Source organism: Kamptonema formosum PCC 6407 (assembly GCF_000332155.1).
GTDB lineage: Bacteria > Cyanobacteriota > Cyanobacteriia > Cyanobacteriales > Microcoleaceae > Kamptonema > Kamptonema formosum.
In genome coordinates this window covers 175,691-200,070 of record NZ_KB235903.1, presented here as the reverse complement: position 1 = coordinate 200,070, position 24,380 = coordinate 175,691, and the positions used below count along the sequence as shown (strand labels likewise).

General features: G+C 44.0%; 32 protein-coding genes. 14 read left to right on the top strand and 18 right to left on the bottom strand.

Features of this window, described 5'->3' with window-relative positions; genetic code table 11:
• Positions 1–29: 29 nt before the first annotated feature.
• From OSCIL6407_RS0105970 to OSCIL6407_RS0105935, 9 genes are all read right to left on the bottom strand, one after another.
• A complete protein-coding gene (locus OSCIL6407_RS0105970; RefSeq protein ID WP_007358191.1) occupies positions 30–284 on the bottom strand; it encodes a SemiSWEET transporter in 255 nt (84 codons plus the stop codon).
• A gap of 38 nt (positions 285–322) precedes the next feature.
• Entirely contained in the window at positions 323–820 is a 498-nt protein-coding gene (locus OSCIL6407_RS0105965; RefSeq protein ID WP_007358192.1) for a DUF29 domain-containing protein, read from the bottom strand.
• A 184-nt stretch (positions 821–1,004) separates the two neighbouring features.
• A complete protein-coding gene (locus OSCIL6407_RS0105960) occupies positions 1,005–1,598 on the bottom strand; it encodes a Uma2 family endonuclease (RefSeq protein ID WP_007358193.1) in 594 nt (197 codons plus the stop codon).
• 394 nt (positions 1,599–1,992) lie between these two features.
• A complete protein-coding gene (locus OSCIL6407_RS0105955; RefSeq protein ID WP_007358194.1) occupies positions 1,993–2,112 on the bottom strand; it encodes a photosystem II reaction center protein J in 120 nt (39 codons plus the stop codon).
• A 69-nt stretch (positions 2,113–2,181) separates the two neighbouring features.
• A complete protein-coding gene (locus OSCIL6407_RS32310) occupies positions 2,182–2,304 on the bottom strand; it encodes a photosystem II reaction center protein L (protein ID WP_071592451.1) in 123 nt (40 codons plus the stop codon).
• A 9-nt stretch (positions 2,305–2,313) separates the two neighbouring features.
• Positions 2,314–2,451 carry a cytochrome b559 subunit beta gene (gene psbF, locus OSCIL6407_RS0105950; protein WP_007358195.1) on the bottom strand — a complete coding sequence of 46 codons (138 nt, stop codon included), beginning with the start codon at positions 2,449–2,451 and terminating at the stop codon, positions 2,314–2,316.
• 21 nt (positions 2,452–2,472) lie between these two features.
• Positions 2,473–2,724, bottom strand: a complete 252-nt coding sequence (gene psbE / locus OSCIL6407_RS0105945) for a cytochrome b559 subunit alpha (RefSeq protein ID WP_007358196.1) — start codon at positions 2,722–2,724, stop codon at positions 2,473–2,475.
• A 54-nt stretch (positions 2,725–2,778) separates the two neighbouring features.
• Entirely contained in the window at positions 2,779–3,792 is a 1,014-nt protein-coding gene (locus tag OSCIL6407_RS0105940; RefSeq protein WP_019487019.1) for a photosynthesis system II assembly factor Ycf48, read from the bottom strand.
• The gene (locus OSCIL6407_RS0105935; RefSeq protein ID WP_007358198.1) at positions 3,779–4,114 is read right to left on the bottom strand and encodes a rubredoxin; all 336 of its coding nucleotides are present in this window, start codon (positions 4,112–4,114) and stop codon (positions 3,779–3,781) included. The genes OSCIL6407_RS0105940 and OSCIL6407_RS0105935 overlap by 14 nt, the downstream gene beginning before the upstream one ends.
• 484 nt (positions 4,115–4,598) lie before the next feature.
• On the opposite strand from OSCIL6407_RS0105935, the gene OSCIL6407_RS0105930 reads away from it, so the two are divergent.
• From OSCIL6407_RS0105930 to OSCIL6407_RS0105915, 4 genes are all read left to right on the top strand, one after another.
• Complete coding sequence (locus OSCIL6407_RS0105930) at positions 4,599–4,877, top strand: hypothetical protein (protein ID WP_007358199.1); 279 nt, start codon at positions 4,599–4,601, stop codon at positions 4,875–4,877.
• Positions 4,878–4,879: 2 nt separating this feature from the next.
• Complete coding sequence (locus OSCIL6407_RS0105925) at positions 4,880–5,086, top strand: hypothetical protein (RefSeq protein WP_007358200.1); 207 nt, start codon at positions 4,880–4,882, stop codon at positions 5,084–5,086.
• A 231-nt stretch (positions 5,087–5,317) separates the two neighbouring features.
• Positions 5,318–5,548: a hypothetical protein gene (locus tag OSCIL6407_RS0105920; protein WP_007358202.1), complete on the top strand. Its 231-nt coding sequence runs from the start codon at positions 5,318–5,320 to the stop codon at positions 5,546–5,548.
• Complete coding sequence (locus tag OSCIL6407_RS0105915; RefSeq protein WP_007358203.1) at positions 5,541–5,963, top strand: hypothetical protein; 423 nt, start codon at positions 5,541–5,543, stop codon at positions 5,961–5,963. Before OSCIL6407_RS0105920 ends, OSCIL6407_RS0105915 begins: the two co-directional genes overlap by 8 nt.
• A 226-nt stretch (positions 5,964–6,189) precedes the next feature.
• Here OSCIL6407_RS0105915 and OSCIL6407_RS37725 read toward each other — a convergent pair whose 3' ends face one another.
• Positions 6,190–6,318: a hypothetical protein gene (locus OSCIL6407_RS37725; RefSeq protein WP_267879535.1), complete on the bottom strand. Its 129-nt coding sequence runs from the start codon at positions 6,316–6,318 to the stop codon at positions 6,190–6,192.
• Positions 6,319–6,400: 82 nt separating this feature from the next.
• On the opposite strand from OSCIL6407_RS37725, the gene ndhC reads away from it, so the two are divergent.
• The 6 genes from ndhC (at position 6,401) to OSCIL6407_RS0105880 (ending at position 14,818) form a co-directional block, all read left to right on the top strand.
• The gene (gene ndhC / locus OSCIL6407_RS0105910; RefSeq protein ID WP_007358204.1) at positions 6,401–6,763 is read left to right on the top strand and encodes a photosynthetic/respiratory NAD(P)H-quinone oxidoreductase subunit C; all 363 of its coding nucleotides are present in this window, start codon (positions 6,401–6,403) and stop codon (positions 6,761–6,763) included.
• Positions 6,754–7,476: a photosynthetic/respiratory NAD(P)H-quinone oxidoreductase subunit K gene (ndhK, locus tag OSCIL6407_RS0105905; protein WP_007358205.1), complete on the top strand. Its 723-nt coding sequence runs from the start codon at positions 6,754–6,756 to the stop codon at positions 7,474–7,476. The genes ndhC and ndhK overlap by 10 nt, the downstream gene beginning before the upstream one ends.
• A complete protein-coding gene (locus OSCIL6407_RS0105900) occupies positions 7,469–7,972 on the top strand; it encodes an NAD(P)H-quinone oxidoreductase subunit J (protein WP_007358206.1) in 504 nt (167 codons plus the stop codon). Before ndhK ends, OSCIL6407_RS0105900 begins: the two co-directional genes overlap by 8 nt.
• Positions 7,973–8,590: 618 nt before the next feature.
• On the top strand, positions 8,591–10,552 hold the full coding sequence (locus tag OSCIL6407_RS0105895) for an SdrD B-like domain-containing protein (protein WP_007358207.1): 1,962 nt from the start codon (positions 8,591–8,593) through the stop codon (positions 10,550–10,552).
• Between the two features lie 653 nt (positions 10,553–11,205).
• Positions 11,206–13,650, top strand: a complete 2,445-nt coding sequence (locus OSCIL6407_RS0105885; protein ID WP_007358208.1) for an SdrD B-like domain-containing protein — start codon at positions 11,206–11,208, stop codon at positions 13,648–13,650.
• Positions 13,651–13,957: 307 nt separating this feature from the next.
• Positions 13,958–14,818, top strand: a complete 861-nt coding sequence (locus OSCIL6407_RS0105880) for an SDR family oxidoreductase (RefSeq protein ID WP_007358209.1) — start codon at positions 13,958–13,960, stop codon at positions 14,816–14,818.
• A gap of 342 nt (positions 14,819–15,160) precedes the next feature.
• Here the strand turns inward: OSCIL6407_RS0105880 and OSCIL6407_RS0105875 are convergent, their stop codons facing one another.
• On the bottom strand, positions 15,161–16,192 hold the full coding sequence (locus OSCIL6407_RS0105875) for a hemerythrin domain-containing protein (protein ID WP_007358210.1): 1,032 nt from the start codon (positions 16,190–16,192) through the stop codon (positions 15,161–15,163).
• 557 nt (positions 16,193–16,749) lie between these two features.
• On the opposite strand from OSCIL6407_RS0105875, the gene OSCIL6407_RS0105870 reads away from it, so the two are divergent.
• On the top strand, positions 16,750–18,015 hold the full coding sequence (locus OSCIL6407_RS0105870) for a M16 family metallopeptidase (RefSeq protein WP_007358211.1): 1,266 nt from the start codon (positions 16,750–16,752) through the stop codon (positions 18,013–18,015).
• Positions 18,016–18,248: 233 nt separating this feature from the next.
• Positions 18,249–19,511, top strand: a complete 1,263-nt coding sequence (locus OSCIL6407_RS0105865; protein ID WP_007358212.1) for a M16 family metallopeptidase — start codon at positions 18,249–18,251, stop codon at positions 19,509–19,511.
• 105 nt (positions 19,512–19,616) lie between these two features.
• Here the strand turns inward: OSCIL6407_RS0105865 and OSCIL6407_RS0105860 are convergent, their stop codons facing one another.
• From OSCIL6407_RS0105860 to OSCIL6407_RS38085, 6 genes are all read right to left on the bottom strand, one after another.
• A complete protein-coding gene (locus OSCIL6407_RS0105860; RefSeq protein ID WP_007352863.1) occupies positions 19,617–20,222 on the bottom strand; it encodes a Uma2 family endonuclease in 606 nt (201 codons plus the stop codon).
• 71 nt (positions 20,223–20,293) lie between these two features.
• The gene (locus tag OSCIL6407_RS0105855) at positions 20,294–21,160 is read right to left on the bottom strand and encodes a PRC-barrel domain-containing protein (RefSeq protein WP_007352864.1); all 867 of its coding nucleotides are present in this window, start codon (positions 21,158–21,160) and stop codon (positions 20,294–20,296) included.
• Positions 21,161–21,409: 249 nt separating this feature from the next.
• The gene (locus tag OSCIL6407_RS36945) at positions 21,410–21,580 is read right to left on the bottom strand and encodes a hypothetical protein (RefSeq protein WP_007352865.1); all 171 of its coding nucleotides are present in this window, start codon (positions 21,578–21,580) and stop codon (positions 21,410–21,412) included.
• A 144-nt stretch (positions 21,581–21,724) separates the two neighbouring features.
• A complete protein-coding gene (locus tag OSCIL6407_RS0105845) occupies positions 21,725–22,075 on the bottom strand; it encodes a DUF433 domain-containing protein (RefSeq protein WP_007352867.1) in 351 nt (116 codons plus the stop codon).
• A 307-nt stretch (positions 22,076–22,382) separates the two neighbouring features.
• Positions 22,383–22,658 carry a hypothetical protein gene (locus tag OSCIL6407_RS0105840; RefSeq protein ID WP_007352868.1) on the bottom strand — a complete coding sequence of 92 codons (276 nt, stop codon included), beginning with the start codon at positions 22,656–22,658 and terminating at the stop codon, positions 22,383–22,385.
• A gap of 16 nt (positions 22,659–22,674) precedes the next feature.
• A complete protein-coding gene (locus OSCIL6407_RS38085; RefSeq protein ID WP_324603613.1) occupies positions 22,675–22,833 on the bottom strand; it encodes a DUF6883 domain-containing protein in 159 nt (52 codons plus the stop codon).
• A 62-nt stretch (positions 22,834–22,895) separates the two neighbouring features.
• Here OSCIL6407_RS38085 and OSCIL6407_RS0105835 point away from each other — a divergent pair, with 62 nt between their 5' ends.
• Both OSCIL6407_RS0105835 and OSCIL6407_RS37720 read left to right on the top strand, forming a co-directional pair.
• The gene (locus tag OSCIL6407_RS0105835) at positions 22,896–23,387 is read left to right on the top strand and encodes a helix-turn-helix domain-containing protein (RefSeq protein WP_019487017.1); all 492 of its coding nucleotides are present in this window, start codon (positions 22,896–22,898) and stop codon (positions 23,385–23,387) included.
• Positions 23,388–23,403: 16 nt separating this feature from the next.
• Complete coding sequence (locus OSCIL6407_RS37720) at positions 23,404–23,631, top strand: transposase (RefSeq protein ID WP_071592450.1); 228 nt, start codon at positions 23,404–23,406, stop codon at positions 23,629–23,631.
• A 244-nt stretch (positions 23,632–23,875) separates the two neighbouring features.
• On the opposite strand, the gene OSCIL6407_RS0105825 is transcribed toward OSCIL6407_RS37720, so the two are convergent.
• Positions 23,876–24,352 (bottom strand): FHA domain-containing protein, encoded by a 477-nt coding sequence (locus OSCIL6407_RS0105825; RefSeq protein WP_007353208.1) that lies wholly within the window; start codon positions 24,350–24,352, stop codon positions 23,876–23,878.
• Positions 24,353–24,380 lie beyond the last annotated feature (28 nt).

The following is a 24,380-nucleotide window of genomic DNA, read 5'->3' as shown; positions in this document are numbered from 1 at the left end:
GGCAGATTCAGCCTTAGCTGGATAATTTCTCATTCATATCTAATTTTAAGCCATAAAATCGCTAAATTAAGAATTAATGTAACTGCATTGGCAAGAATAATGGCTAAATCTTGACGGAAAACCCCGTATATTAACCATAGGAAAATCCCGATACAGAAAGTAATTAGCATGGTAACAGAGACATCTTTTGCGGATTTTGTTTGCCAGGTTTTAATCACTTGAGGTAGAAATGCACTGGTTGTCAATGTAGCGGCTGTTAGTCCTAATATTGTGATTAAATCCATTAGAATGTTTAAGAGTAGGGTTCGCAGAAATTTATGCACTATTCCATCAAATCATCGGCAGCCAATTCACCCGGATAAAAGCCATCGCTCAAAATCTCCTCCAGTGAATAAAGACACTCTGACGGAAAAGTTTTAACCGGCAAATTCGTTTCTCCTACAGCCAGCAGCAAACCCTTTTTATAAGCTGCTTGAATACCCTCTTGTAAGTATGGTTTAAGACTCGGATTTTCTGCCAGTAACTCCAACAAATCCATACGCTGTAAGCGTATTGTATTTAACCAACTGCGACTCCGGCGATTAGATTGATATTCCCATTTCAATAAATGTCCAATCAAAATACTCAAACGATTTCGCAATTCAGAACGTTGCTGTTTTCCCAAAGATTCAATCTCCTCAATTAAATTAACTAAATCTAACTGACTCCATTTACCATCCCGTAAAAATTCTGCTTGTTCCTGAGTCCAAGCATAAAAATCAGCATCATAAAGACTTAGCGCCACACTTTCCATTTCCTGTTCAGTTTGTGATGTTTGCATTGTGTAATTAAAACCTCAAAACTATGAGTTAAATATAATTTTATTCTGAGTGCAATTACTATGTCATTGCGAGTGAAACCAAGCAATCGCAATGACAGGGGATTGCTTCGTTCCTCGCAATGACAGGGGATTGCTTCGTTCCTCGCAATGACAGGGGATTGCTTCGTTCCTCGCAATGACATACTTACCTATCATTTTCATTCTGCACCGGAAACACCTCTGATAAATCCAGAGACAAATCAGGGAAACCAGGAATCACTACCGACTCATTAGGCAAAACAATTCGCTTCAAACGATAACCAAATTTATCTTGACCTTCCCGATAAGGCTCGCTATAAACTTCTAACCAATTATCTACTAAATTGAAAATCCAGTAATTAGAAATTCCATCCTCAGCATAGATAGATAACTTCTTTCTTTGGTCATAACTTAAAGTCGAATCAGAAACCTCAATCACCAATAAAATATCAACAGGTTCCGGGTGAGAAGACAAATAATTATCAGCACGATTGCGAGCAATAACTACATCCGGCTGAGGTTCACTGTCAGCAGGTAAAATAATCGGTTCCTGTCCCCGCACACGGGCACGTTTTCCTAACAATATAATTAACTCCTCAACCAGAAGTGAGTTACAAACAGAGTGAGGTGTGTTTTTAGTCGGCATTTGAATAATCTCTCCACGAATCAATTCAACTCGCTCATTCGGCCCAAAAAAACCCAATTCTCCGAGACGGTGATATTCGCTTAAAGTAAAGCGTTTTACAGTAACAGTAGTCATCTTTTTACTTGTATGGGGTACTTACATCAACTATAACAACCTAGCAAACTAGCCAACCGCATCCTACCAACCCAACTACAATAGGACTTACGCAGGGAGTCCCAGAAACCGGGTTTTTGAGCTCGGATGTAGGTCAAAACGAAATATTTTCCTAAAAAACCCGGTTTCTTTGGTTGATTGCGTAAGTCCCGTACAAAAAATCCCGCTCGTAAAAGAGCAGGATTATATTACAAATATACAAAAAAGTCAAGGCTTTTAATTACTCTTCGCGCCCATTTTTAATGGGTCTGGGGAGATATTTCAGAATTAAAAACGTCCAATTAAAAATTGAAAATTGCTAAGATTTATGCCATTTTTAATCTTTAATTTTTAATTCCTCTCCCCTGATTCTCTGTTAGATAGAAGAACCCAAACCAGCGTAAGCTCCGTAAAAGAAAATACCCAAAATCGTCAGTACGCCCATACCAGCAACAGTTGCTACAAGCCACAAAGGAATTCGACCAGATTGAAGCACAGCATTCACCTCTTAAATCAAAACTAAACAGACCTAATCAAAAAAACTCGAAATCCGTTCAAATTCTAGTTAGTTAAAGAAATAACTAGAAAACAGGATACCCAATGTGAAAATCAGCAACAGACCCAAGTACAGAGAAGTCCGGTTTAACTCAACAGGCTGTGGATTGGGATTTGGAACTCTTTCAGGCATTATTAACTCCTATCGTTGAATAAACTGCATAGCTGCGATCGCGCCCAAAAAGAAAATTGTTGGAACGCCAAGGGTGTGAACTGCCAACCAGCGCACCGTAAAAATCGGATAAGAAACTGGCTCGTTATTAGGGACTCTGCTAGTCATGCTTTCAAACTCCTTTTTAAATTACTTAGCAATGAACTGATCGACTTGTTTCTTAGCTTCAAAACGGTCTGATACGATCGGCACTTCTTGGCGAGTCTGAGTAAAATACTCATTCGGCCGGGGAGTCCCGAACACATCATAAGCTAAGCCTGTCTGTACAAACAGCCAGCCAGCAATAAACAGCGCTGGAATGGTGATGCTATGAATCACCCAATAACGCACGCTCGTAACAATGTCCCCAAACGGACGCTCACCAGTTGAACCACCAGCCATTTAGATACCTCCTAGAAAACAGCTCAACACAAAATCTTTAAGACAATTTTACTATCAAGCAGGTTGCGCCGATCCCTGATATTTCAATAGAGTTCCGGTCGCACCGATAATAAACCCTTTCTCAGGAGTCATAAAGACAATTTTGTAAAAATTAGCGGGCACATCCTCAACCTCGCGGTCTTTTTGCCAAGTTTTCCCGCCATCAAAACTGCAAAGCAAATTGCCACCGCCACCAGCCAGCCAAATCTCATCGTTCGTGCGGTAAACCAAATCTAGCAAACCCCAACTCGCTTTGCGATCGGGACTAAAAGGTTCTCCCCACTCATCCCGATTTTGAGGATCGCTAAATTGAATTTGGCCGCCTCTCTCCAGCATCCACAAACGCCCATCCTTGCCAAACCCCATATTTTGGAGACGGCGAGAACTATTGCGGTTGTAGGGAGTCCAAGCATCCTGTCCCGGTTGCCAAATGGAGTAAAAATTACCCTTTGACGAAACCGCCACATACTGCCCGTCAGGAGAACGGTTGATATTGCGAACTACCCCAAAAGCTTCTTGTACTAAAGCTTTCCAAGTCTTACCGCCATCAGCAGTCTGATAGATCGCGCCTACATCAGTGGTCATCTCGGCAGACTGGGGCCCTAAAGCTACAATCGTACTGGGAGAACCGGGAAGCTGGCTACTTAGAGCAATGCGAGTCCAAGATTTACCTTCATCCTCAGTGTGCAGCAAAACCGAAGGCTGTCCGACAATCCACCCTTCCGAACCGGAAAAACTCACTGAGGAAAAACGGGATCTCGCATCTTCTAAATTTAGAGCGATCGCCTGCCAATTTTCCCCACCGTCTTTTGTTTCCAGTAAAGTAGTGTCAGAACCCACAATCCAGCCATGCTGAGGATTGCCAGTAAAGGCGACATCCTGCAAATTAGCTTTAGTCGGCAGAGGAACTACCTTCCAGGGGTTGTAACTCACAGAAGGAATAGTGCTGCAACCCGCACAGATTAGCACAGCAACCAATAAGATTACAATTCGTTGCCAAACTCTCACAATCGTCTTACTGCAAACCATATAAACTCAGCAACAACAAGAAACCAACGGCTAAGCCGCCAAAAATCAGCAAACTTTTCTGGGATTCACTCATAGTATTGACACCCAGCCCGTAGCGCCGATTTTCCTTGAATCCAGAAGCGCCTTCAGTCTGGCCAACATTTTGAAATCGGGACTTCGGCGCACCGCAAGCCGGACAGCGCCAAGTCTGGGGCAAATCTTCAAAGGCCGTCCCCGGAGGAATCTGACTTTGAGCGTGACCCTTTCTCGGTTCGTAAACGTAGCCGCAGGCGCGGCATTCGTGTCGATCTAGCGTTTTGACTTCGGTGGCTGGATCGCCCATAGCTCAAAAAGAGTGTGTAAGCCAATCTTAAAATAACTATTAAAGATTATTACAGAATATGAGTCTGCGATCGCATATCTGGGAAAAAGGGAGCGCCTGTTTTCGAGATGGTGGGATTTTGAGGGGGTGACAATGGTTCTGGGACTTTGCTGGGTCAAGGGTTGAGGGACTTTAAGCTGGTTTAAGGTGAGTTTGAGGCGATCGGGTAGAGTTTACGTGATTTTTTGCCAGATGCCAAATTTGTCAATTTTATAAAGATTGCGATTTGTCAATTTTAAAAGATTGCGATCGCTCTTTTTTTACCATAGATAAATGTGGAAGGAAGAAGGGCGCTAGCTCTCACGCTTGTCAAGGGGGCGATCGCGATTTTGTACGACTTCATTTTTCCTACCCTACCCCTAAACAGTCTATATACATCATATTGCCAATCTTTATGCTATATTAGATAGATGGGGGTTAATCTGTTTAACAAAATAATTAATCTATGAATTTGCGCTTTTATATAGATCCTGAAACTGATTTACCTCATATTTATGAGCATGGAGTCAATGAGGTAGAAGTTGAGGATATACTGAGAAAGCCAGGTGAGGATCGTTTGGGGCGTGAAGGTACGCGGGTAGCTATTGGTCAAACTATAGATGGTCGTTATCTTAAGATCGTTTACGTTCCTGAACCAGAGTCATATAGCGCTTTTATCATAACAGCGTATGAGTTAACGGGTAAACCTTTGAGTGCTTATAAACGCCGACAACGTGGTAGGTAAATATGGCAACACAAAATCAATTTCCCTTGGGTTGGAATGAAAAACGAGTGCGCCAAACGATCGAACATTACGATCGACAGTCAGAAGATGAAGCGGTAGCAGAAGATGAAGCAGCGTTTGATAGTAAAGAGCAAGCGTTTGTTCAAGTTCCTTTGGAGCTATTACCATTAGTTAGAGAGTTAATCGCTAAACATTATGCCAGTGTTTAGGACAAGATAAAGAAGGGCGATCGCAGTTAACAAAAGAGCGATCGCACCTCACAAAAGAAAAGGGATCGCAATATTTTCGTTCCCAATACTCGCCCCTAAATTGATATTGATATAAAGCAATCGTTCTTTTTTTACCATAGATAAACGTGGCTGGAGGAGCGCTAAAAGATGATCGTCAATCTAGTTGACAAAAACGCAAAAATGTTGGCAACATAAATAGGATGAATATAAATGGAAATTTTAATTATGCCAATTGCACAACTATTTCCTCTACTTAGCAATTTATCTCGTGTGGATAAATTAAGAGTAATAGAATTTTTGGTCTCTGAGTTAGCAAAAGAGGAAGATTTGGCGAACTTAGAGCCAAAAGATAATTATTTTGAGATGTTGCATAATTCCGATGAAGGAGCGCGTCAATTAGCACAGTTTTTAGAGGAACAAAAGAAACTGCAAAATGCTTAATGGTGAAAAATACTCTTTTGCCTCTCAATTGGATCGCTTTGGCCAGGTATCTTATGCGCCTTATTTACCGATAAAATTAAGCTATCGGAGCCAGTCGATTGAGGTGATGGGGTTGCTGGATACGGGGGCAAGTATGAATGTTTTGCCTTATGAAATTGGGTTACAACTAGGGGCAGTTTGGGAGGAACAAACTTTTATTATTTCTTTGTCGGGAAATCTGGCAAATATCGAGGCTAGGGCTTTGTTGTTGTCAGGGACAGTCAGCAGGTTTGCACCAGTTAACTTAGCTTTTGCTTGGACTAGACAAAGAAATATGCCGCTCATTTTAGGAAGGTTAAATTTTTTGGCTGAGTTTGATGTTTGTTTTTATGTATCTGAACTAGGGTTTGAAATTGCGCCTAAGCAATCTCACTAATAGGTGGTTATAAGCGATCGCACCTCACAAAAGAAAAGCGATCGCGATATTTTCCTGACCAATACGATCGCCCCTACATTAATATTGATGTAAAGCGATCGCCCCAATAATTCCTGTAGGGGCGGTTTTGCCCAAATCTTTGATACGCATCAACCAATTATAAAAAACCGCCCCCCAACCGATCGCACTTCAGTCCTGTGTGATTTCCATTATTTTTCACCTAAAATTATGTCGAAACCTCAGAGTGACGATCGCTCTGGCGATGACCGATATCTTGGATATTATTCAGAACTTGGCTGCAAACTAGACAGGTACGATCGCATTCTTCACCCATCACCCATAACTCATTACCCATTTACCTTGCCCCTCCCACCCGCGATCGTATATTGTAAAGAACAAGTTACAAAACCCTTTTACAGAGGCAGTAGTCAACAACCGTGTTTGCACTCAGCGGCTACGAGTATTTCTTAGGCTTTCTAATCATCTCCAGCCTAATACCAGTTCTTGCCCTCACAGCGTCCAAGCTGCTGCGGCCCAAAAGCCGGCCCTACGACCGGCGCACCACCTACGAATCTGGAGTCGAACCCATTGGCGGAGCCTGGATTCAATTCAACATCCGTTACTATATGTTTGCCCTAGTCTTCGTCATCTTTGACGTAGAAACAGTCTTCCTCTATCCCTGGGCCGTCGCCTTCAGCCAACTGGGACTCCTGGCTTTCATCGAAGCCTTGATTTTTATCGCGATTTTAGTTATTGCTCTCGTTTACGCATGGCGCAAAGGAGCCTTGGAATGGTCTTAAGTTCTGATACACAAAAAACGCAACTTATCAACCCAGTTGAGCGCCCGGAAATTACCTCGCAACTGTCTGAGAACGTCATCCTCACCACAGTTGACGACCTCTACAACTGGGCGCGTTTATCCAGCCTGTGGCCCCTGCTTTATGGAACAGCCTGTTGTTTCATCGAATTTGCAGCCCTAATCGGCTCCCGCTTTGACTTCGATCGCTTCGGCTTAGTCCCCCGTTCCAGCCCCCGGCAAGCCGACCTAATCATCACCGCCGGCACGATCACGATGAAATACGCACCAATCCTAGTGCGTCTTTACGAGCAGATGCCAGAGCCCAAATACGTGATCGCTATGGGCGCTTGCACCATCACCGGCGGAATGTTCAGCATGGATTCCCCCACAGCAGTACGCGGCGTAGACAAACTGATTCCAGTAGATGTTTACATCCCCGGCTGTCCCCCGCGCCCAGAAGCAATCATCGATGCAATTATCAAACTGCGGAAGAAAATCGCTAACGATTCTCTGCAAGAACGGGGAAACTTACAGCCAACCCACCGCTACTACACCAGAAGCCACAAGATGAAAGTCGTAGACGAAATCTTAGACGGCAAATATTTACAGGTTCCCACCCGCTTCACACCGCCCGCAGCCTTAACCGAAGCAATGGGAATGCCCGTACCCCCCGCCCTGCAAGCCAGTCAAAAACAGGAGGTGCCCCGTGCCTGATTCGCCAGCCCCAATTGTGGAAGCGGGTAAAGTTTCCCAATGGTTAACTCAGAATGGCTTTGAACACCAAGCCTTAGATCCAGACCATTTGGGAGTTGAGGTTCTGAAAGTAGACCGGGAATTTTTAATCCCAATGGCAACAGCACTTTACGCCTATGGGTTTAATTACTTGCGGTGTCAGTGTGCTTATGACCAAGGGCCGGGGGAAGATTTAGTCAGCACCTACGACTTAGTTAAAGTGAGCGATAATTGCGATCGCCCCGAAGAAGTGCGCGTCAAAGTCTTTTTGCCCCGCGCAGACCCCCGATTACCCTCAGTTTACTGGATTTGGAAAGCCGCAGATTTCCAAGAGCGGGAATCTTACGATATGTACGGCATCGTCTACGAAGGGCATCCCAATCTCAAACGGATTTTAATGCCGGAAGACTGGGTAGGCTGGCCGCTGCGTAAAGATTACATCTCCCCTGATTTCTATGAGTTGCAAGATGCTTATTAATTAAGTCAGAAACCGGGTTTATTCGTAGATATCTAGTTGAGAATCTTCGATTTTTCTAAGAAACCCGGTTTTTTTTGCGTAAGTCTTAATAAATCTCATGGTATAGCAGGAGGCAGGAGGAAAATGCAATACTAGAAATAGTTTGGGGGATTGATAATGTCCTAACCGTTGTGGCGGTTGCTATAAGTAAATCCACCTAATTAAACATAATATCTGGATGGTTAAAAAGGCGACTGTATAAACATTCTTCTTTCTCTCTTAGATAACTAAATTTTTCTTCCTTTTTCCTTCTTCCTTCTACTTAAGTCAATTGAAACAGAACTGATCTGTATAAAAAATAGATACCATCTTATATTTAATTGAAGTGGTAGAAACGGTGACTTATATAACTTTTAAATGTAGTTATCGCAGTATCCGAAAACAATTATTATGCTGAGCAAAAGCAGGAAAATATAGAGAGACTTTTGCAATTGCGCCCCGACTTTTGTAACAAGTCTAATAAAACACCCCTGCTAGAGGGCCGTGTTAGTTCCAGTTAAATTTGCTACTTTTACCAAAAAACTGCTAGATTTCGCTACAGCAACGCTTTAATCACATTCAGCACGCTAAAGTCTCATCATGTCAGAACCAACCAGCGGCATCAGAACCGGTAGCCAAACAGACATCGGCAACGTCAACTTTGGGAACGTCCAAGTCGGCGCGATCGGTGGACTTAAATTTAACGACCTCAACGCCAACGGATTCCTAGATCCAGGCGAACCCACACTCGCTAACTGGCAAATCTACCTCGACATCAACAACAATAGATCGCTAGATACCAATGAACCATCAACGTTAACCAACGCCCAAGGCAACTACTCCTTTGTCAACCTGCCACCGGGAACCTACACAGTTAGGGAAATTCAGCAACCCAACTGGAGGCGAACCACTACCAATCCTGCCCCCATTACCATCATCAGCGGTACTAACGCCACAGGTGTCAACTTTGGTAATAACTTCTTCGCAGGTAACATCAGCGGGTTCAAATTTAACGACATCAATGCCAACGGTCAAATAGATCCGGGAGAACCTACACTCGCTAACTGGCAAATTTTCCTCGACTTCAATAACAATGGCAACATTGATGGAGGCGAACCCTCAACTTTTACTAATGCCGAAGGTAACTATGCCTTCGTTAATATCCCCCCCGGTAACTACACAGTCAGGGAAGTTCAGCAACCCAATTTTCGACAAACTACGCCTAATCCTGGCACGATCAACCTAACTCCAGGGGCGAATATTAGTAACATTAACTTTGGTAACAACTTCTTCACGGGTAGCATCAGCGGTCTTAAATTCAGCGACCTCAACGCCAATGGTTTCAGAGACGCAACAGAACCGACACTGGCTGACTGGCAAATTTACATAGATTCCAATAATAATGGCAGATTAGATACAGGGGAACCCAATACTTTCACCGATCGACAAGGGAACTATACTTTCGCTAACGTATCCTCTGGTACTTACTTAGTTAGGGAAGTCCTGCAACCAGGTTGGGTACAAACCACAGCTAATCCCGGCCCGATTAACATTAGTGGGGGTACTAATGCCGCAGGAGTCAATTTCGGCAATAACTTCCCCACAGGTAGTATTAGCGGTTTCAAATTCAATGACCTTAATGGGGATGGCGTAAATGAGCCACCAGAACCAAGAGTTGCCAACTGGTCTATCTACCTCGACCTCAATAACAACGGTAGCCTAGACAGTAACGAACCAGCGACTTTAACAAATCCCGAAGGTAATTTTTCTTTCATTAATTTGCCAGCGGGCACTTATTTTGTCAGAGAAGTTCAACAACCAGGATTTCGTCAAACTACGCCCAATCCTAGCCCGATTACCGTCACCAATGGCACAAATGCCACAAACATCTCGTTTGGCAACAGCTTAGTATTGGGCAATATCAGCGGTGTTAAATTCAACGATATCAATGCCAATGGCCGTTTAGATGCGGGGGAACCCCCGATCGCCAACACCCAAATTTACATTGACCTTAATAACAACAGCAGCTTAGACGCGAACGAACCTTCCGTCTTTTCCGATGCCCAAGGTAACTATAGTTTCCGCAATGTCCCTGTGGGAACCTATGTACTTAGAGAAATTGCGCCTCCCGGTTTCATCCAGACTACACCCCCTGCTATTGTTACTGTGAGTACAGACATCTCGGCCCGTAGTATCGATCTGCTGACGGGGACTTCTGAAGATGAGTTGGCAAAGAAATCCTTTGATAGCGATCCTGTGACCGACAGTAGCAGTAAACTAGAACAGGAGATTTTCAGGGCGGGAGTGGAACCCGATAGTTTCCTCGTGGGTGCGGCTGGCAGTGATGCCATTTTGAATTTTGACGGTGGTAACGGCGGTAAAGACTTACTGAGTTTGGCTAATGGCTTAAGCCTCCCGCAACTCAATATTACTCAGGAAAAAAATGCTAACCCGATCCAAATTAGCAACACAGGCGAATTAATTGCATCTAGAAGCGGGGGGTCAGCCAGTGCGGTCTCTGATAGCAATTTGGGTTTTTTAGCAGCATCCCCATTTGCCTGAATGCTGAATTTGACCTCTTCCCTACCCCCGGATCGGGAAGAGGAAATTTATTCCTTTCTTTCTTTCTCCTTCCCTTGTAGGGAAGGGGCTGGGGAGGTTAAGTCTTTTTCCAATATGGGAGGCTCCCGGTTTTTTCAGGTGCGATCGCCTTTCTTCCCGGTTTTCTAAACAGCAATAACGGATAGGAAAGCAGTTAAAGTGCAATTGCCGTGATACTCTATTGTTGGCAACTTCCAACAGTAAGGTCTGGGTTCCGGGAGCCTGTTCGCTAGTTTGTATATTGGGAGCAGAATTCTAATGTACGGCTGGGGCTGACCTCGGAAAGAGCGAGAATTTTGTGGGGGCCAACGCACTGTTCCCATGTTTCAGCTCGATGACCCATCTGCTAGCAACCCAGCGATCGCATCTGCCCTACAATTTTTGAGGACAGAAGATGTTGGGTTGAAATTGCCAGAGTTGTTAAAAACCTGATATACTTTCCTGCGACAAAGCTTGAAGCATTTTCCTGTTGGATGAGGAACATCAGAGCAAGTGCAAACGTATTCAGTATGAGTGAGTAGCGGTTTTCAGCCATTAACAAAAACTAATGGGTGATTGACAAACCGATACATTAGTCTGTAATTTAATGGATTTAGGTGTGAAGGAGAGAAATCATGGCAGAATTAGAAGCTAGTCAAGTAAGTCCAGTAATTCCCAATCCGAGAGTGTTTGTCGGGGATGTCCCAGTCGGAATTACGGGTATTAAGTTCAGGGACGACAACGCTGACGGTCTCCGCCAACCTGGAGAACCCGGAATTGGAAATGTCACAATCTTCATAGATGCTGACAACGATGGTGTACTGGATACGGGAGAAACCAGTCGACTCACAGCATCCGACGGTAGCTTCACATTCCCTAACTTAGTACCAGGCACTTATGTGGTCAGGGAAGTCGTGCCGAACGGTTTCCGACCCACCACACCCCAGTCGCTGGCAGTCACCGTCAACAATAATGATGCCAGAATTACCTTTGGCAACTCTCCGACTGGCAGCCAGATCATTGGTTGCAAATTCCTTGACGTTGACAATGACGGCTTTCGGGATGGAAATGAGCCAGGTATTGAAGGTGTCAGAGTCTATATTGACAACAACAACAACAATACCTTTGATGCCGGTGAAACCTTTACCTACACAAATCGGGATGGCAGTTGGCAGTTCAGTAATTTGAACGCGGGCCTGTACCGAATTCGGGAGGAACGGCTCAACACGAACCCCTTAGAAAGAGATTTTCCCCAAAGCACTCCCCCCAACAACATTCCCAATCTCGACATCAACCTGGGCCAAAACGAAATCTGGGGTTGCGCGAATATTGGGAACACTCAACTCTATGAAATCCCCATCTTCAAATTCCGAGACACCAATCGCAACGGTACCTTTGAACCGGCACAGGGAGAAGTTCCGATTGCTAATGTTCCCTTCATCTTGGATATAAACAGGAACGGGGTTTTTGACGCTGGAGAACCCCTGCGGATCACCAACGCAGACGGACGTGTTAGCTTCAGAGATTTACTAGCGACCAACACTTACTCCTTACGGGAAATCTTCCCAGGGACGCTCGCAGACGGCAGCCCTGCACTAATACCAGGCACTAACATCCCCACAGGTAACGCTAACGATCCAGTCTCCACGACTACCAATCCCCGCGAGATTGCCGTACCAGGCCCTCTGGTGCAACCACAATCACCCCTAGAATTCGCCATACCCGATTCCAATGCCGTTAATGGCATTCGGGTAATTAGAGCGAATTTTGCTCCGACTTTCCCCCCCACCAACCCAGAACCTTCTGTTACTTTTCCTGCTGTTCCTGCTAGTGGGACTTCCAGCGGTGGTGTCGGAAATACTCGACCCAATATCACGGTATTCAAATACAATGACCAAAACGTTAACGGTCGCCGAGATCTAGGGGAAGCGGGAATCGGAGGGGTTCAAGTTTTTATTGACGCTAACGATAACGGTGCTGTAGATGCTGGAGAACAGTCAACTACCACCAATGCCGCAGGTGAGGCTGCCTTTACCAATTTGCCCGCAGGCAATTATGTAGTCAGGGAAGTCGTGCCGACTGGTTTCACGCCTACTATGGCTACGCGCGTTCAGTTTGACCTCAGCAACACCGATGCCCGGGTGATTTTTGGTAATGCCCTTAACAGCCGGATCACTGGGTGTAAATTCGAGGATTTAAACAACAACGGCTATAAAGATGGAAATGAGAAGGGTATTGCAGGGGTAACGATCGCACTGGACTTGAACGGTAACAACGTCCTTGATGCTGGAGAACCCACCGTTGTCAGCGATACCTTTGGTAACTTCTCATTTAACAATTTGGCCCCTGGTTTGTATCGCCTCCGGGAAGTCACACCCACAGGTGCGATCAAGACTACTCAAAAACTTGACATCAATCTCGGCGCAAATCAAGAGTTTGGTTGTGCTGTAGTGGGTAACGGTCTGTTGTACAACCTCAACGTTGTTAAATTCCGAGACGACAACCGCAACGGTATCCAAGATAGCGGTGAACCGCCCTTGGAAAACATCCCCTTCTTGCTAGATTTGAACAGGAATGGGGTTGTGGATGCAGGCGAACAATTAGTAAGAACCAACGCTGGCGGTATTGCCACGTTCACTAATGTAGCGCCTGGGACTTACGATGTACTGGAAGTCTTCACGCCGGAAGTACAGAATCCATTCCCAATTCCCACTGGGCCGAACCCTGTAACATTCAATGTACCGGGGCCGAATACAGCGCCAGTGGTATCGAATACGGCTACCCCAACTGCGGATGGGACAACTCCTTTATCTTCTGCCACCCTTGACTTGGTAACTGGTGGAAGTACAAATGGAGTGACTATTTCTGCTACTGAAGTTAGCGATCCTTTAACGAATGGCGGTAGTTCGGTCACTCAACCGACAAGTGGGGTTGATAGCTTGCTGGCCTCTAATGCTGGGGGTTTTGTGGATACGACTAAGACTGAAGACTCCTTCAGTTCTCTGAGTATTGTTCCACAAGATACTTCCGAGGATAAGAAGCTACTGCTTGCCGCTCCTGCTGCTAGTCAGGTGTTTTAATCTCAATTAGCTGTTTGACTTAAGACTTAATGTCTTGAGCAATGTCTTTAAGCTGCACTTCCAAATTAATTTTGGGGGTGCAGCTTTTTTAGGCTGCAAAGATGTGTGATGGAATGAGATAGTCGATCGCGTTGTAGGATCGATAGAGTGCGATCGCTCCCACTCTTAATGACCGACGACTACAAACAAAGTCCACCTCCGCAGACTTATAACTTAACTTTAGTCGTAGAAGTGGATCTGCTAAAAGCATGATTCACGCTCTGAGGGAAACCTTTATCTATGGAAGGTAGAACTTAGAGGTGATTTTATGCCGACACAAGAACAGACTTTACCAGCACAGCATCAAGAACAGCGTCCGGGGAGCGAAGCGCAGATGACACCGCCACCTGAATCGCAGGCGGCTGAATATCGCGGTAGTGATAAATTGCGGGGGAAAGTAGCCTTAATTACTGGGGGAGATAGCGGGATTGGTCGTGCTGTAGCGATCGCATTTGCTAAAGAAGGTGCTGAGGTTGCGATCGCCTATCTCAACGAACATGAAGACGCAAAACAAACCCAACAATTAATAGAAGAACAAGGCCGCCGCTGTCTCGCGATCGCAGGTGATGTAGGAGATGAAAGCTTTTGTCAGAAACTTGTAGAACAAACTGTTAAAGCATTCGGGCACCTCGATATTCTAATCAACAACGCCGCCGAACAACATCCCCAAGAAAGCATTGAGGACATCACAGCCGAACAGCTAGAGCGCACTTTTCGCACTAACATTTTCTCAATGTTTTACCTCACAAAAGCCGCTCTAAAACATCTCAAAGAAGGTAGTGCAATTATTAACACCACCTCAGTAACCGCCTACAAAGGCAATCAACAATTGCTCGATTACTCCTCAACAAAAGGTGCGATCGTTGCCTTTACGCGCTCCTTATCTGGTAGTTTAGCCAAAAAAGAGATTCGCGTCAACGGGGTAGCTCCCGGCCCAATTTGGACACCGCTAATTCCTTCTACTTTCCCTGAAGAAAAAGTAGAAAAATTTGGTGCAAATACACCGCTGGGGCGTGCTGGTCAACCCGATGAAGTTGCACCTTGTTATGTATTTTTGGCCTCGAAAGATTCGTCTTATATGACAGGTCAAATATTGCATCCCAACGGTGGCGACGTAATTAACGGTTAAAAATTATGCCCAGCGAAGATCGTTCGCAAAGTAAGGCGGACGCGCAAACAAAGTCCGCCTTCGCGGGCTAATTTTTTTACTATAGCTAGGGAAGAAGGAAGAAGGATTTAGTTATCTGAGAGAGAAGGAAGAATGTTTATACAGTCAGCTTTTTAGCCATCCTTATCTTATGTTTAATGCGGACTTTATTTTTACGAGCAATTTCTAATTGCCTGGACAAGTATAGTTTTCCGATCGGATGTTGGTATTAACAATAATCCCACCTTTTAGATGGTGGGATTTGTTGGTTGCAGATTAGCTATCTAACACTTTTTTATTCAGCGATAATTAGCATCTACTTAATTAGCTTATGCTGGCAGCCATCTGTTTTTGTAACTGGCTTTTTGCTTCCTTAAACTGAGTAGCCATTTGTTCCATTTGCACTTCGCTTAAGTTGCGGCGAATGTAAGGGAACAAATCATTTTCTTCTTGGCGGACGTGATCCTTAACATCAGCCATCAGCCTTTCAATTTTAGCTTTGAACTCAGAAGAACTGGGGCTAGTAGCCTTAATGTCAGCTAGCATTTCCTTCATTTGAGCTTGCTCGTCGTACAGCTCTTGGGTGTTATTGTAGTAGCTGCGGACTGCGGGGTAAACGACTTGCTCTTCTGCTTCTGCATGAACGCTTAAGTCTTTGTAAAGTTGACCGAAGAATTCTTGCAGTTTTTGGGGTTCGTTAGTACCAGCAATTTGCATGAAAAGAGCATCGACTTTGCGATGATCCATCGAGATAATTTCCGTGATGTTCATCTCGTCTTTGCTACGACTAACAGCACCACCAATGACACCAGTTACAGCAGCCATTGCATCTTGAACGCGGGCCCAAACTCCTTGATCTGGGTCTTTTCCTGTTAGTTCGCGGACACCGAGGACTTCTAGAATACCTTTAAGTTGCTCTTGGTGAGCGCGGTTTTCAAAGTTAACTGTATTAAGGGGGGTGATGGCGGCTTCAATGTCAGCACCAACTACTTGAGCGGCTTTATGAATCAACAATCCAGTCATTGTTTGTTTGTGCTTAAGCAGTTCGTGCTGACCTACTTTTTCAAACAGTGTAAGTTCAGAACCCTTCATCAGTTTCTGAACTTCTTCAATCATTTTTACGGCTGTTTCTTTTGGCTTACCTTGAACACCGTACTGAACGATAGTGGTTTCTAAGATGCCCAGATTTTTGCGGTCATCTTCGAGCATATCTCGGAAGCGATTGCAAAGGTCGGAGTCACTACAGGATTGCAAGAACATTTCTTCATTCGCAATCAGTAGGTTCTGCACCGCTTTCATGTCTGTTAGCTTACTGGCAATCGCTTGGCGCTTAGTATCCTCAAGTGTAGCTACCATGTAGGTTCTCCTCTTTGAAATAGTGTTCGATCGGTACACTTTTTAGCGTATGGGAGGGTTCAAGTTACTTCCTCTTTCTCTCGACTGATTGAGGCTCAGTCGAAGGTAGTATTATTAGAATTTCAACTTAAATATTGACTTCGGAAGTTAAGTATGCTCAAAATAAACTATAATTTATATCCTATAAAGTTAAGTACCTACAGGAGATTCTAGGTCGATCAAGTACAATCACGTTTAATTACTCTGTCTCCTCTATAGTTAACTACCTACTGGAGATTGTAGGTTGATAAAGTACAGTCAGGTTTAATTACTCTGTCAATAGTTGATATCCGAGCTCGATCGTATTCTATCTATCGGCAATCTGCTGTCAGTTCCGATCGGGTGTTACAAGTGTAAGTTTACAGCCAGGATTTCTCATTTATCCCCCTTGCCAGGAGCTTTAGCGACAAGATGAGCGATCGCGATCTCAATCTGTATCAATTTATTCTGAATTGAGCGATCGCAAAGCGCTACCATAGTTCAATGTGAAGTTATGTAGAGTTTTAAGATTAATTAGTTTGTCTCAACTCCCCACTGCTTTAGAATTCCCAGCTCATGTATTGAAGCTGGACAACGGGTTAACAGTTATTCACCAATACATTCCTGCGACACCTGTAGCAGTGGTAGATGTTTGGGTAAAGGCTGGCGCTACCTTAGAACCCGATCCCTGGTCGGGGATGGCGCACTTTTTGGAACACATGATTTTTAAAGGTACCGATCGCATTGGCCCGGGCGTATTTGACCAAGTGATAGAAAATCATGGCGGGATGGCGAATGCAGCCACAAGCCACGACTATGCCCATTTTTTCATTACTACTGCGGTTGAATATTTTGAAGATGTCACAAATATATTGGCAGAGTTGCTGCTCCGGGCTGCAATCCCAGAGGGCGAGTTTGACTTGGAACGGGATGTTGTATTGGAGGAAATCCGCCAAGCCCAGGATAATCCAGACTGGATTGCGTTTCAAACTCTGATGGAGATAGTTTACGATCGCCACCCCTACAGGCGCTCAGTCTTGGGGACGGAAGCGCAACTTTGGGAGCGATCGCCCCAAGAAATGCGTTCTTTCCATCGCTGTCACTACCAGCCCGAAAATATTACAGTGGCGATCGTGGGAGGAATTGAGCAAGGAAGAGCTCTAGAGGCGGCGCAATTGGCTTTCGACGGCTTCTATGACAAGTGCTATTGTCCCAAACTGAGGGCAGAGATAGAGCCTCCAGTCAGAGGAATCCGCCGCGAGGAACTCTACTTGCCCAGACTGGAGCAAGCACGGCTGATGATGGCTTGGGTAGGGCCCGGAGTAGAGGAATTTGAGAGTGCTTATGGTTTAGACTTGCTCTCGGTGCTGCTGGGAGATGGGCGCTCTTCCCGCTTAGTTCGGGAACTACGGGAAGAGTTACAATGGGTACAGGCGATCGATAGCAGTTTCTCACTGCAAAAAGATTCGAGTTTATTTACAATTAGTGCAGTCCTCGAACCGCAATTTATCGAAAAAGTTGAAGATAAGATCGGCGATCGCGTCTGGGAATTGCTTTCAACTCCGGTTTCTGACTCTGAACTGGCTCGGTGCAAACGACAGTTGTGCAACGACTTCGCCTTCTCTACCGAAACGCCCGGCCAACTGGCTGGCCTTTACGGTTATTACAGCACAATTGCTGCTGCCGAATTAGCTGTCACTTATCCAGCTAAGATTAAGGAATTTCAACCACCAGAACTCCAGCGCTTAGCTCAAAAATATCTATCTCCCGCCCACTATGCAGCAGTGGCAGTCAAACCACTCTGAATAATTAAAAGTTAAAAATTAAAAACATCAATTTAATTTTTAATTGTTGATTTTCTTCCGCTGTCGGTGATGAGTTAAAGCATTTTCAACTCAAAACTTTCCCCGATCCTTGCCCTTTCCTGAGCAGGTTTTGTAAGAAACTTGTCTATATAGTTGTAAAAATGAGCAGCTAAACCAATTCCTACAAACTCAAAACTCAAAACTCAAAACTCAAAATTTCCCCTTCCTAAAAAATGAACAGTGAAATTCACCGCACGGTTTTAGACAACGGTATTGTCCTGCTAGCAGCGGAAAATCCCGCAGCCGATATTATTGCAGCTCGTATTTTTCTAAGAGCAGGAAGCAGGTGCGTACCAGCTAAGCTTGCTGGACTTTCTCACTTGTTGGCGGCGGTACTAACAAAGGGAACCGAGAAGTTGTCTTCGCAGGAAATTGCCGAGTGTGTAGAGTCGGTGGGTGCAAGACTGAGTGCAGACGCTTCAAGTGATTATTTTTTACTGTCGCTGAAAACGGTTTCGGCTGACTTTGCAGAGATTTTGGAGTTGGCGGGGCAATTGCTGCGATCGCCCACTTTCCCGGAATCTGAGGTAGATTTGGAACGGCGGATCGCAATGCAAGCAATTCGCTCTCAGTTGGAGCAACCTTTTGCGATCGCCTTTGAGCAACTGCGGGAAGTGATGTACGAGGATCACCCTTACGCTTTCTCAACCTTGGGTACGGAAGCGACTATTTCTCAGGTGAGTCGTGCCGATATTCAAAACTACCATCAAACTTATTTCCGCCCAGATAATGTAGTCATCTCTCTAGCGGGGCGTATTAAAGCGGAGGAAGCGATCGCTTTAGTTACTAAGGTTTTTGGAGATTGGCAAGCGCCAGCAACCCCACTACCAACATTGAGCGTTGCACCGATCTCGACCAACCCTCGCCTCACTGTCACTCCCCAAGAAACTCAGCAGTCAGTGGTGATGCTGGGTTATCTGACACCAGAGGTGAATCATCCCGACTACGCAGCGATGAAGTTGCTGAGTACATATTTAGGTAATGGGCTTTCGAGTCGCTTATTTGTGGAATTACGGGAAAAACGGGGCTTAGCTTACGACGTTTCCGCGCTCTACCCAACACGCATTGATAGTTCTCAGTTTGTGGTTTATATGGGTACGGCTCCTGAGAATAGTGCGATCGCTTTAGAAGGTTTGCAATCGGAAGTCGAACGTCTAGCAGCCGCGCCCTTGACAAGTGAGGAGTTACAAGCTTGTAAGAATAAAATGTTAGGTCAGTATGCTTTAGGTAAACAGACTAATTCGCAAATTGCCCAAGTTTTAGGCTGGTACGAAATTTTGGGGTTGGGAATTGAGTTTGACAAACAGTTTCAAACTGATATTGCTGCTGTTAGTGCAGATTTTGCTCAGCAAGCTGCTTGCCGATATTTCATTGAACCCTATATTTCTTTAGTAGGGCCTGCTGCGGCTGTTAATCAATTGGGGATACCTGCATAATTGGTAATTGGTAATTGGTAATTGCTAATCGCTAATTGCTAATTGCTAATTACGCATCTCCCCCATCTCCCCCATCTCCCCCGCTCCCCCGCTCCCCCTCTTTCTTTAACGGGGCAGGATATCATCAAGGCGGATTTGCAAGTTCTTTAGCAGAGGAGAAATAATTGTTTGATCGAGGCGAAATTGTTGCTGAGCGTAATCTTCATCAATCAGTTGACAAACCGTAACAGTAGGTTGTTTCGGTTTACCAATAAAAGCCACGCCCCCCAACCCACGATAATCCACGATCCAATATTCAGGAATCCCTAGAAAGGCATATTCTTCAACTTTTCGAGCATAATCTGTTTCCCAATTCGTGCTAACAACTTCTACCACCAATTTGATTGACCTTCCCAGTGTAATTACAGGTTCTCTTTCCCATAAAGGTTCGTTGATAAGAACGGTTTCATCTAACACGACAATATCAGGACGGCGGGCAGTAGCGGCATCTGCAAAGGGACGGATTAAACAAGTACGAGGAATAAACCAAGGGAGTTTTTCTGTAGTAATGGCGATGCCAATTTGAGTTGCTAGTTTGCCACTAACAGTTTCGTGGGGGCCTGTAGGTTCCATTTCAATTAATTCCCCGTCAGCCAGTTCATAACGGGAGTTGTCGCTATATTGCGCTAAGAATGTTTCAAATGTTAGAAGTTTTTGGCCGGTGTAGGTCATTTTAATGCTTGATTTGATATCTTTTGACGGGGCGTTTTGCCCCGTTATCAATCTGAACTTGAGATTAAGTTCTACTCTGGATCTTTTGGTAGTTGAGGTGCGATCGCCTCCTCAATAGCATCAGTAGCAATCTGCTCTGCAATTTCTTCCCGATGACCTCTGATCTCATCAATTTTCTCAGAAGTTATTTCTCTGACAGATTGAGCTTTTTCCTTGATAACTTGAGCTTGGTCTTGAGCCATTTCTCTGACAGATTGAGCTTTTTCTCTAACAACTTGAGCCCGATCTTGAGCTGCTTCCTTGACAACTTTAGCTTTTTCTTGAAGTTTTTCTGCTAAACTTTGAGCCACCCCTTTTGCCTCTTCTACGTGCTTGATGGTATCGTCGAGGTCTTTTTTCAACACATCTCTGGCTTGACCTACTTTTTGATTCAGTCCGTCTGTATAATGGTGAGGTTCTGCGATCGCAGCCTCCGGAACCATCACTCGCTTAGACCCGATACTCGAAATAACTGCTGGTTGAAGCAGATAAATCCCATCCAAAACACCTCGCCACCCGCTAGATTTAAACAAATAATTAACCACATTACCTGTCTTAACATCGAAGAGGTAATCAATCAGCTCACCTACCTTATTGCCCCCATCCGTCAATACCTCGTTGCCAATCATAGACATCGCCGACTCAGGTTGTTTTAGTTCTGGCACTTCTGGATTAAGATTTACCAGAATATTGTCACCCACTGTCTCTACCTGCGACCAAGCAAACCAGCGTTTCTTATTGCCCAAAAATCCAGACTTGCAAGTAAAGCCGATCGTGTGATGAGATTGAGGATCTACCCACAGTTGATCGACTTTACCTAGCTCTTCCACAGTCTTGCGGTCAATGACTCGGCGATTGAAGAAATCACTGCGCTTAATTATCTGTTGTGCTGTAGTCATAATAGTTCTCCAAAAAGGGGTTTGTTTTCAGATCGCGATCGCGCTTATATCTGGGGTATTGCGATCGCTGTTGTTAACTTAACTACACTTCAACCAGCTAAAAATTGTTTCTAGTATTAATTCTAACTCGATTCCCTTGAAAATTGGCAACGGAGTTGCATCCTGTTACAACTCTAGTCATTGTCCTGAAAATACTACTAAAATAATTTCTGATTCTGGAATGATTAACCACCACAACTCAGTGCTATATCAAATTTTGGGTAAATAGATAATCTGATCTTGATACTCATCCTCAAAAGAGGATTTGGCAATAAAAATTAGTTGATTGATATTTTCACCAATACTAATTTTAGTACCCAAAATAAAAATTCCTGGGACATGACCCCCGCGTTCAATATGTTCAGCCAAGTGAACTGGCATTGATTTACGATTGTTTGTCACCAGCACAAAATCTCTGGGTCTAAAGTGCTTAAAGGATGTGAATTAGGCTCACCTATTTTCCAGACAACTAAATTAGGATTGCTTTCAATTAATTGTCTTTTATAAATAGGGTGTAAATTTTCATCAAGCAAGTATTTGAGACTCATGCGCTTTCTGTTGAGATTCTAATTCAGCTTTAAGCTTTCTTAGTCGAATAATTCCTGGTGGGGGATTTAGTTCTTGAGCTTTCCATTGTTGGTGACTCCATTCTAACCAATCAGCTAGATAGGCGCTAATCGCTTCTTTGTTATGTAAATAATAAGTGATAGTTGCATAAATTTGTTCCAAAGTTAAAGAGGGATAAGATTGGAGAATTTGCTCGGGAGTGCGGGCGCGATGGATAAAATCATAAAGGATGGTTTCAATGCCAATCCGCGTCCCTTTTACCCGAATGTCGTCGGGGCGTAAAAAATTGAAGTAGTCTTCTAGTTGCATGAGAGTTAACTCCTGTTAATTTTTAGCAGTCGATCTTGTTTAAGTTGGTTGACAAGTTAATGATAGCATATCATACCAATTCTGGTTAAATATCTCTTTATTGTTTGTTTGATTTCTATTATACCTTATCATCCACAACTGAAATGTTGTTAAGTTAGAAATGCTGATTTCTATTTATTGATCTCCATAAGTGGCTTTTAATCTTTCTAAAAAGCTCTGATCGAGTTCCCTAGCTTTTAAACGATAGGTATTTACCATTTTGAGTTATTATTTTTGTTAAAGTTGATTTCCGATCTGACTTTTTCTACTATTCTACCTTATCATCTGCATAGGAGTATTCGCCCATCTCTACAGAATTTACTAATGTTGTAAATTGTGTGGGATTAAGCATGACATTTTCATACTCAAATCCGCCTACAAATTTATCGTTAGGAATAGCTAGATCGACTGCATATAATTCGGGATTTTCGTAACATTCGACAATTGATCCTTCCGTACCTTTGGGAATAATGCGATCGCGGTGGTCAAAATCGGCATTAATATCAACCAAGGTTTGAATGGTATCGTAAAGTTGGGCTTTCATGTTTGACCTCCTATCATTATCTATCTACTTCTAACCAGTTTGTAATTAGTCTAGGTATATCTTTTCCTACATCTATTTGCCAACTGGTGACAAGCGTTCCTTCTTGGCTATTTAGTCCTGTAATTCTAATTCGTACCTTAAATCTTAACCCGTGAACTGTCGGTTTGCCAGGAATAGATGGTATACCATTTCCCTAAAAGTATGCTATAATAATAATGAGATTTTGAGGAGTGGTGCATGAAAGTAAATTACCAAGAAAGAATTGATTTAAGCGTTGGGGAGTTAAAAATAATTTTGTCGCAGCAGCGAACTATAACTAACCGACAAAAAATTCAGGCACTTTATTGGTTAAAAGCGGGATTAAGTCCCAGCCTTACAGATGTAGCAGAACGTTTAGGGGTACATAGGATAACTGTAAATAGATGGTTAAAACAATATAGTTTTGGCGGTCTACCCGCACTGCTAAAAATCGGAAAATCAACTGGTAGACCTAGAGTAATCCCTTCATCTGTAATAGCTGGATTATCAGAGAAATTAAGTGAGGAATCATGTGAATTTAAAAGTTATAAAGAAATTGGTAAGTGGGTAGAAGAGAAATATCAAATATCAGTCAAGTATCAAACATTACACAAGCAATTACACTATCGAATGAAAGCTAAATTAAAAGTACCAAGACGTTCGAGCATCAAAAAAGACAAAGCGGCGGGTATAGAGTTTAAAAAAAACTAAAAGTAGTAGGCTAAAAATACCGGATAACATTTTACTTATTTTTCAACCACCATACAGTCCTGAATTGAATCCAATTGAGAGAATATGGTCACACATAAAACAAGAACTAAGTTGGGGAATCTATGAAAATCTAGAGGGTCTTAAAGAAAAAGTTTGCGTTTTTCTGGGAGAATTTTCAACAGAAGAAATAGCATCTATAGCCGGATGGGACTATATTTTATCAGCCCTAGCTACTGTTGCATAATTTTGGAGAATTGGTATTAACGGGGGATTTTCCGCGCAATTTTGCCCAGAATCAAGACCCTTTTTTGGCGGTATTGCAAACCGATGCAGTACCGATACGCGATCGCTTGCATTCTGTTCCGAAAGAGTTAGCAAAAGCGGTTGATAACCCCAGAAACGGCAGAAAATCTAGTATCTCAAAAGTTAGCAAAGTAAGTTAGTAGACTTGCGCCCCCGCCTATCCCTCACCCCACCCAATGCTCCTATTAACTCTTATCACGCTTGCAATCTCCCTCCGTTAAATCCTCCTCCTTAGACGGCCCTCTATGGGGATAGTCGCCCACAGAAATCACGCTAATCTGCACCAGCGCCTCGCGATCGTTCACTGCCTTAGTATCTCTTGGCTTCACAGCAACTCTTCCTGAGTGTGGTTTTGGTTCTTGCTTCTCCAAGTGAATTTGAATCTTCGGGCCAGAGCGAGCCAAATGAATGATCAAACCGTCCACAACCGGAACCTGAGTTATGGGTTTGCCATCCAGGTAAGTACCATTCGTACCCAAATTAATCACTTCCCAATTCACACCGGTACGCCGCAACTCGACGTGGCGGCGGGAGACGACAGCGCTATAAAGAACGACGTGGTTATCAGTAGAGCGACCAATCCGAACGACCAATTCGTCTTCAAAGGCCCAGCTTCGGACGGGTATAGACTGCAATGGATGTAGCAGAGTGAGCTTAATCACATTGGCAACTTAGAGTGTTGGTAGGGAG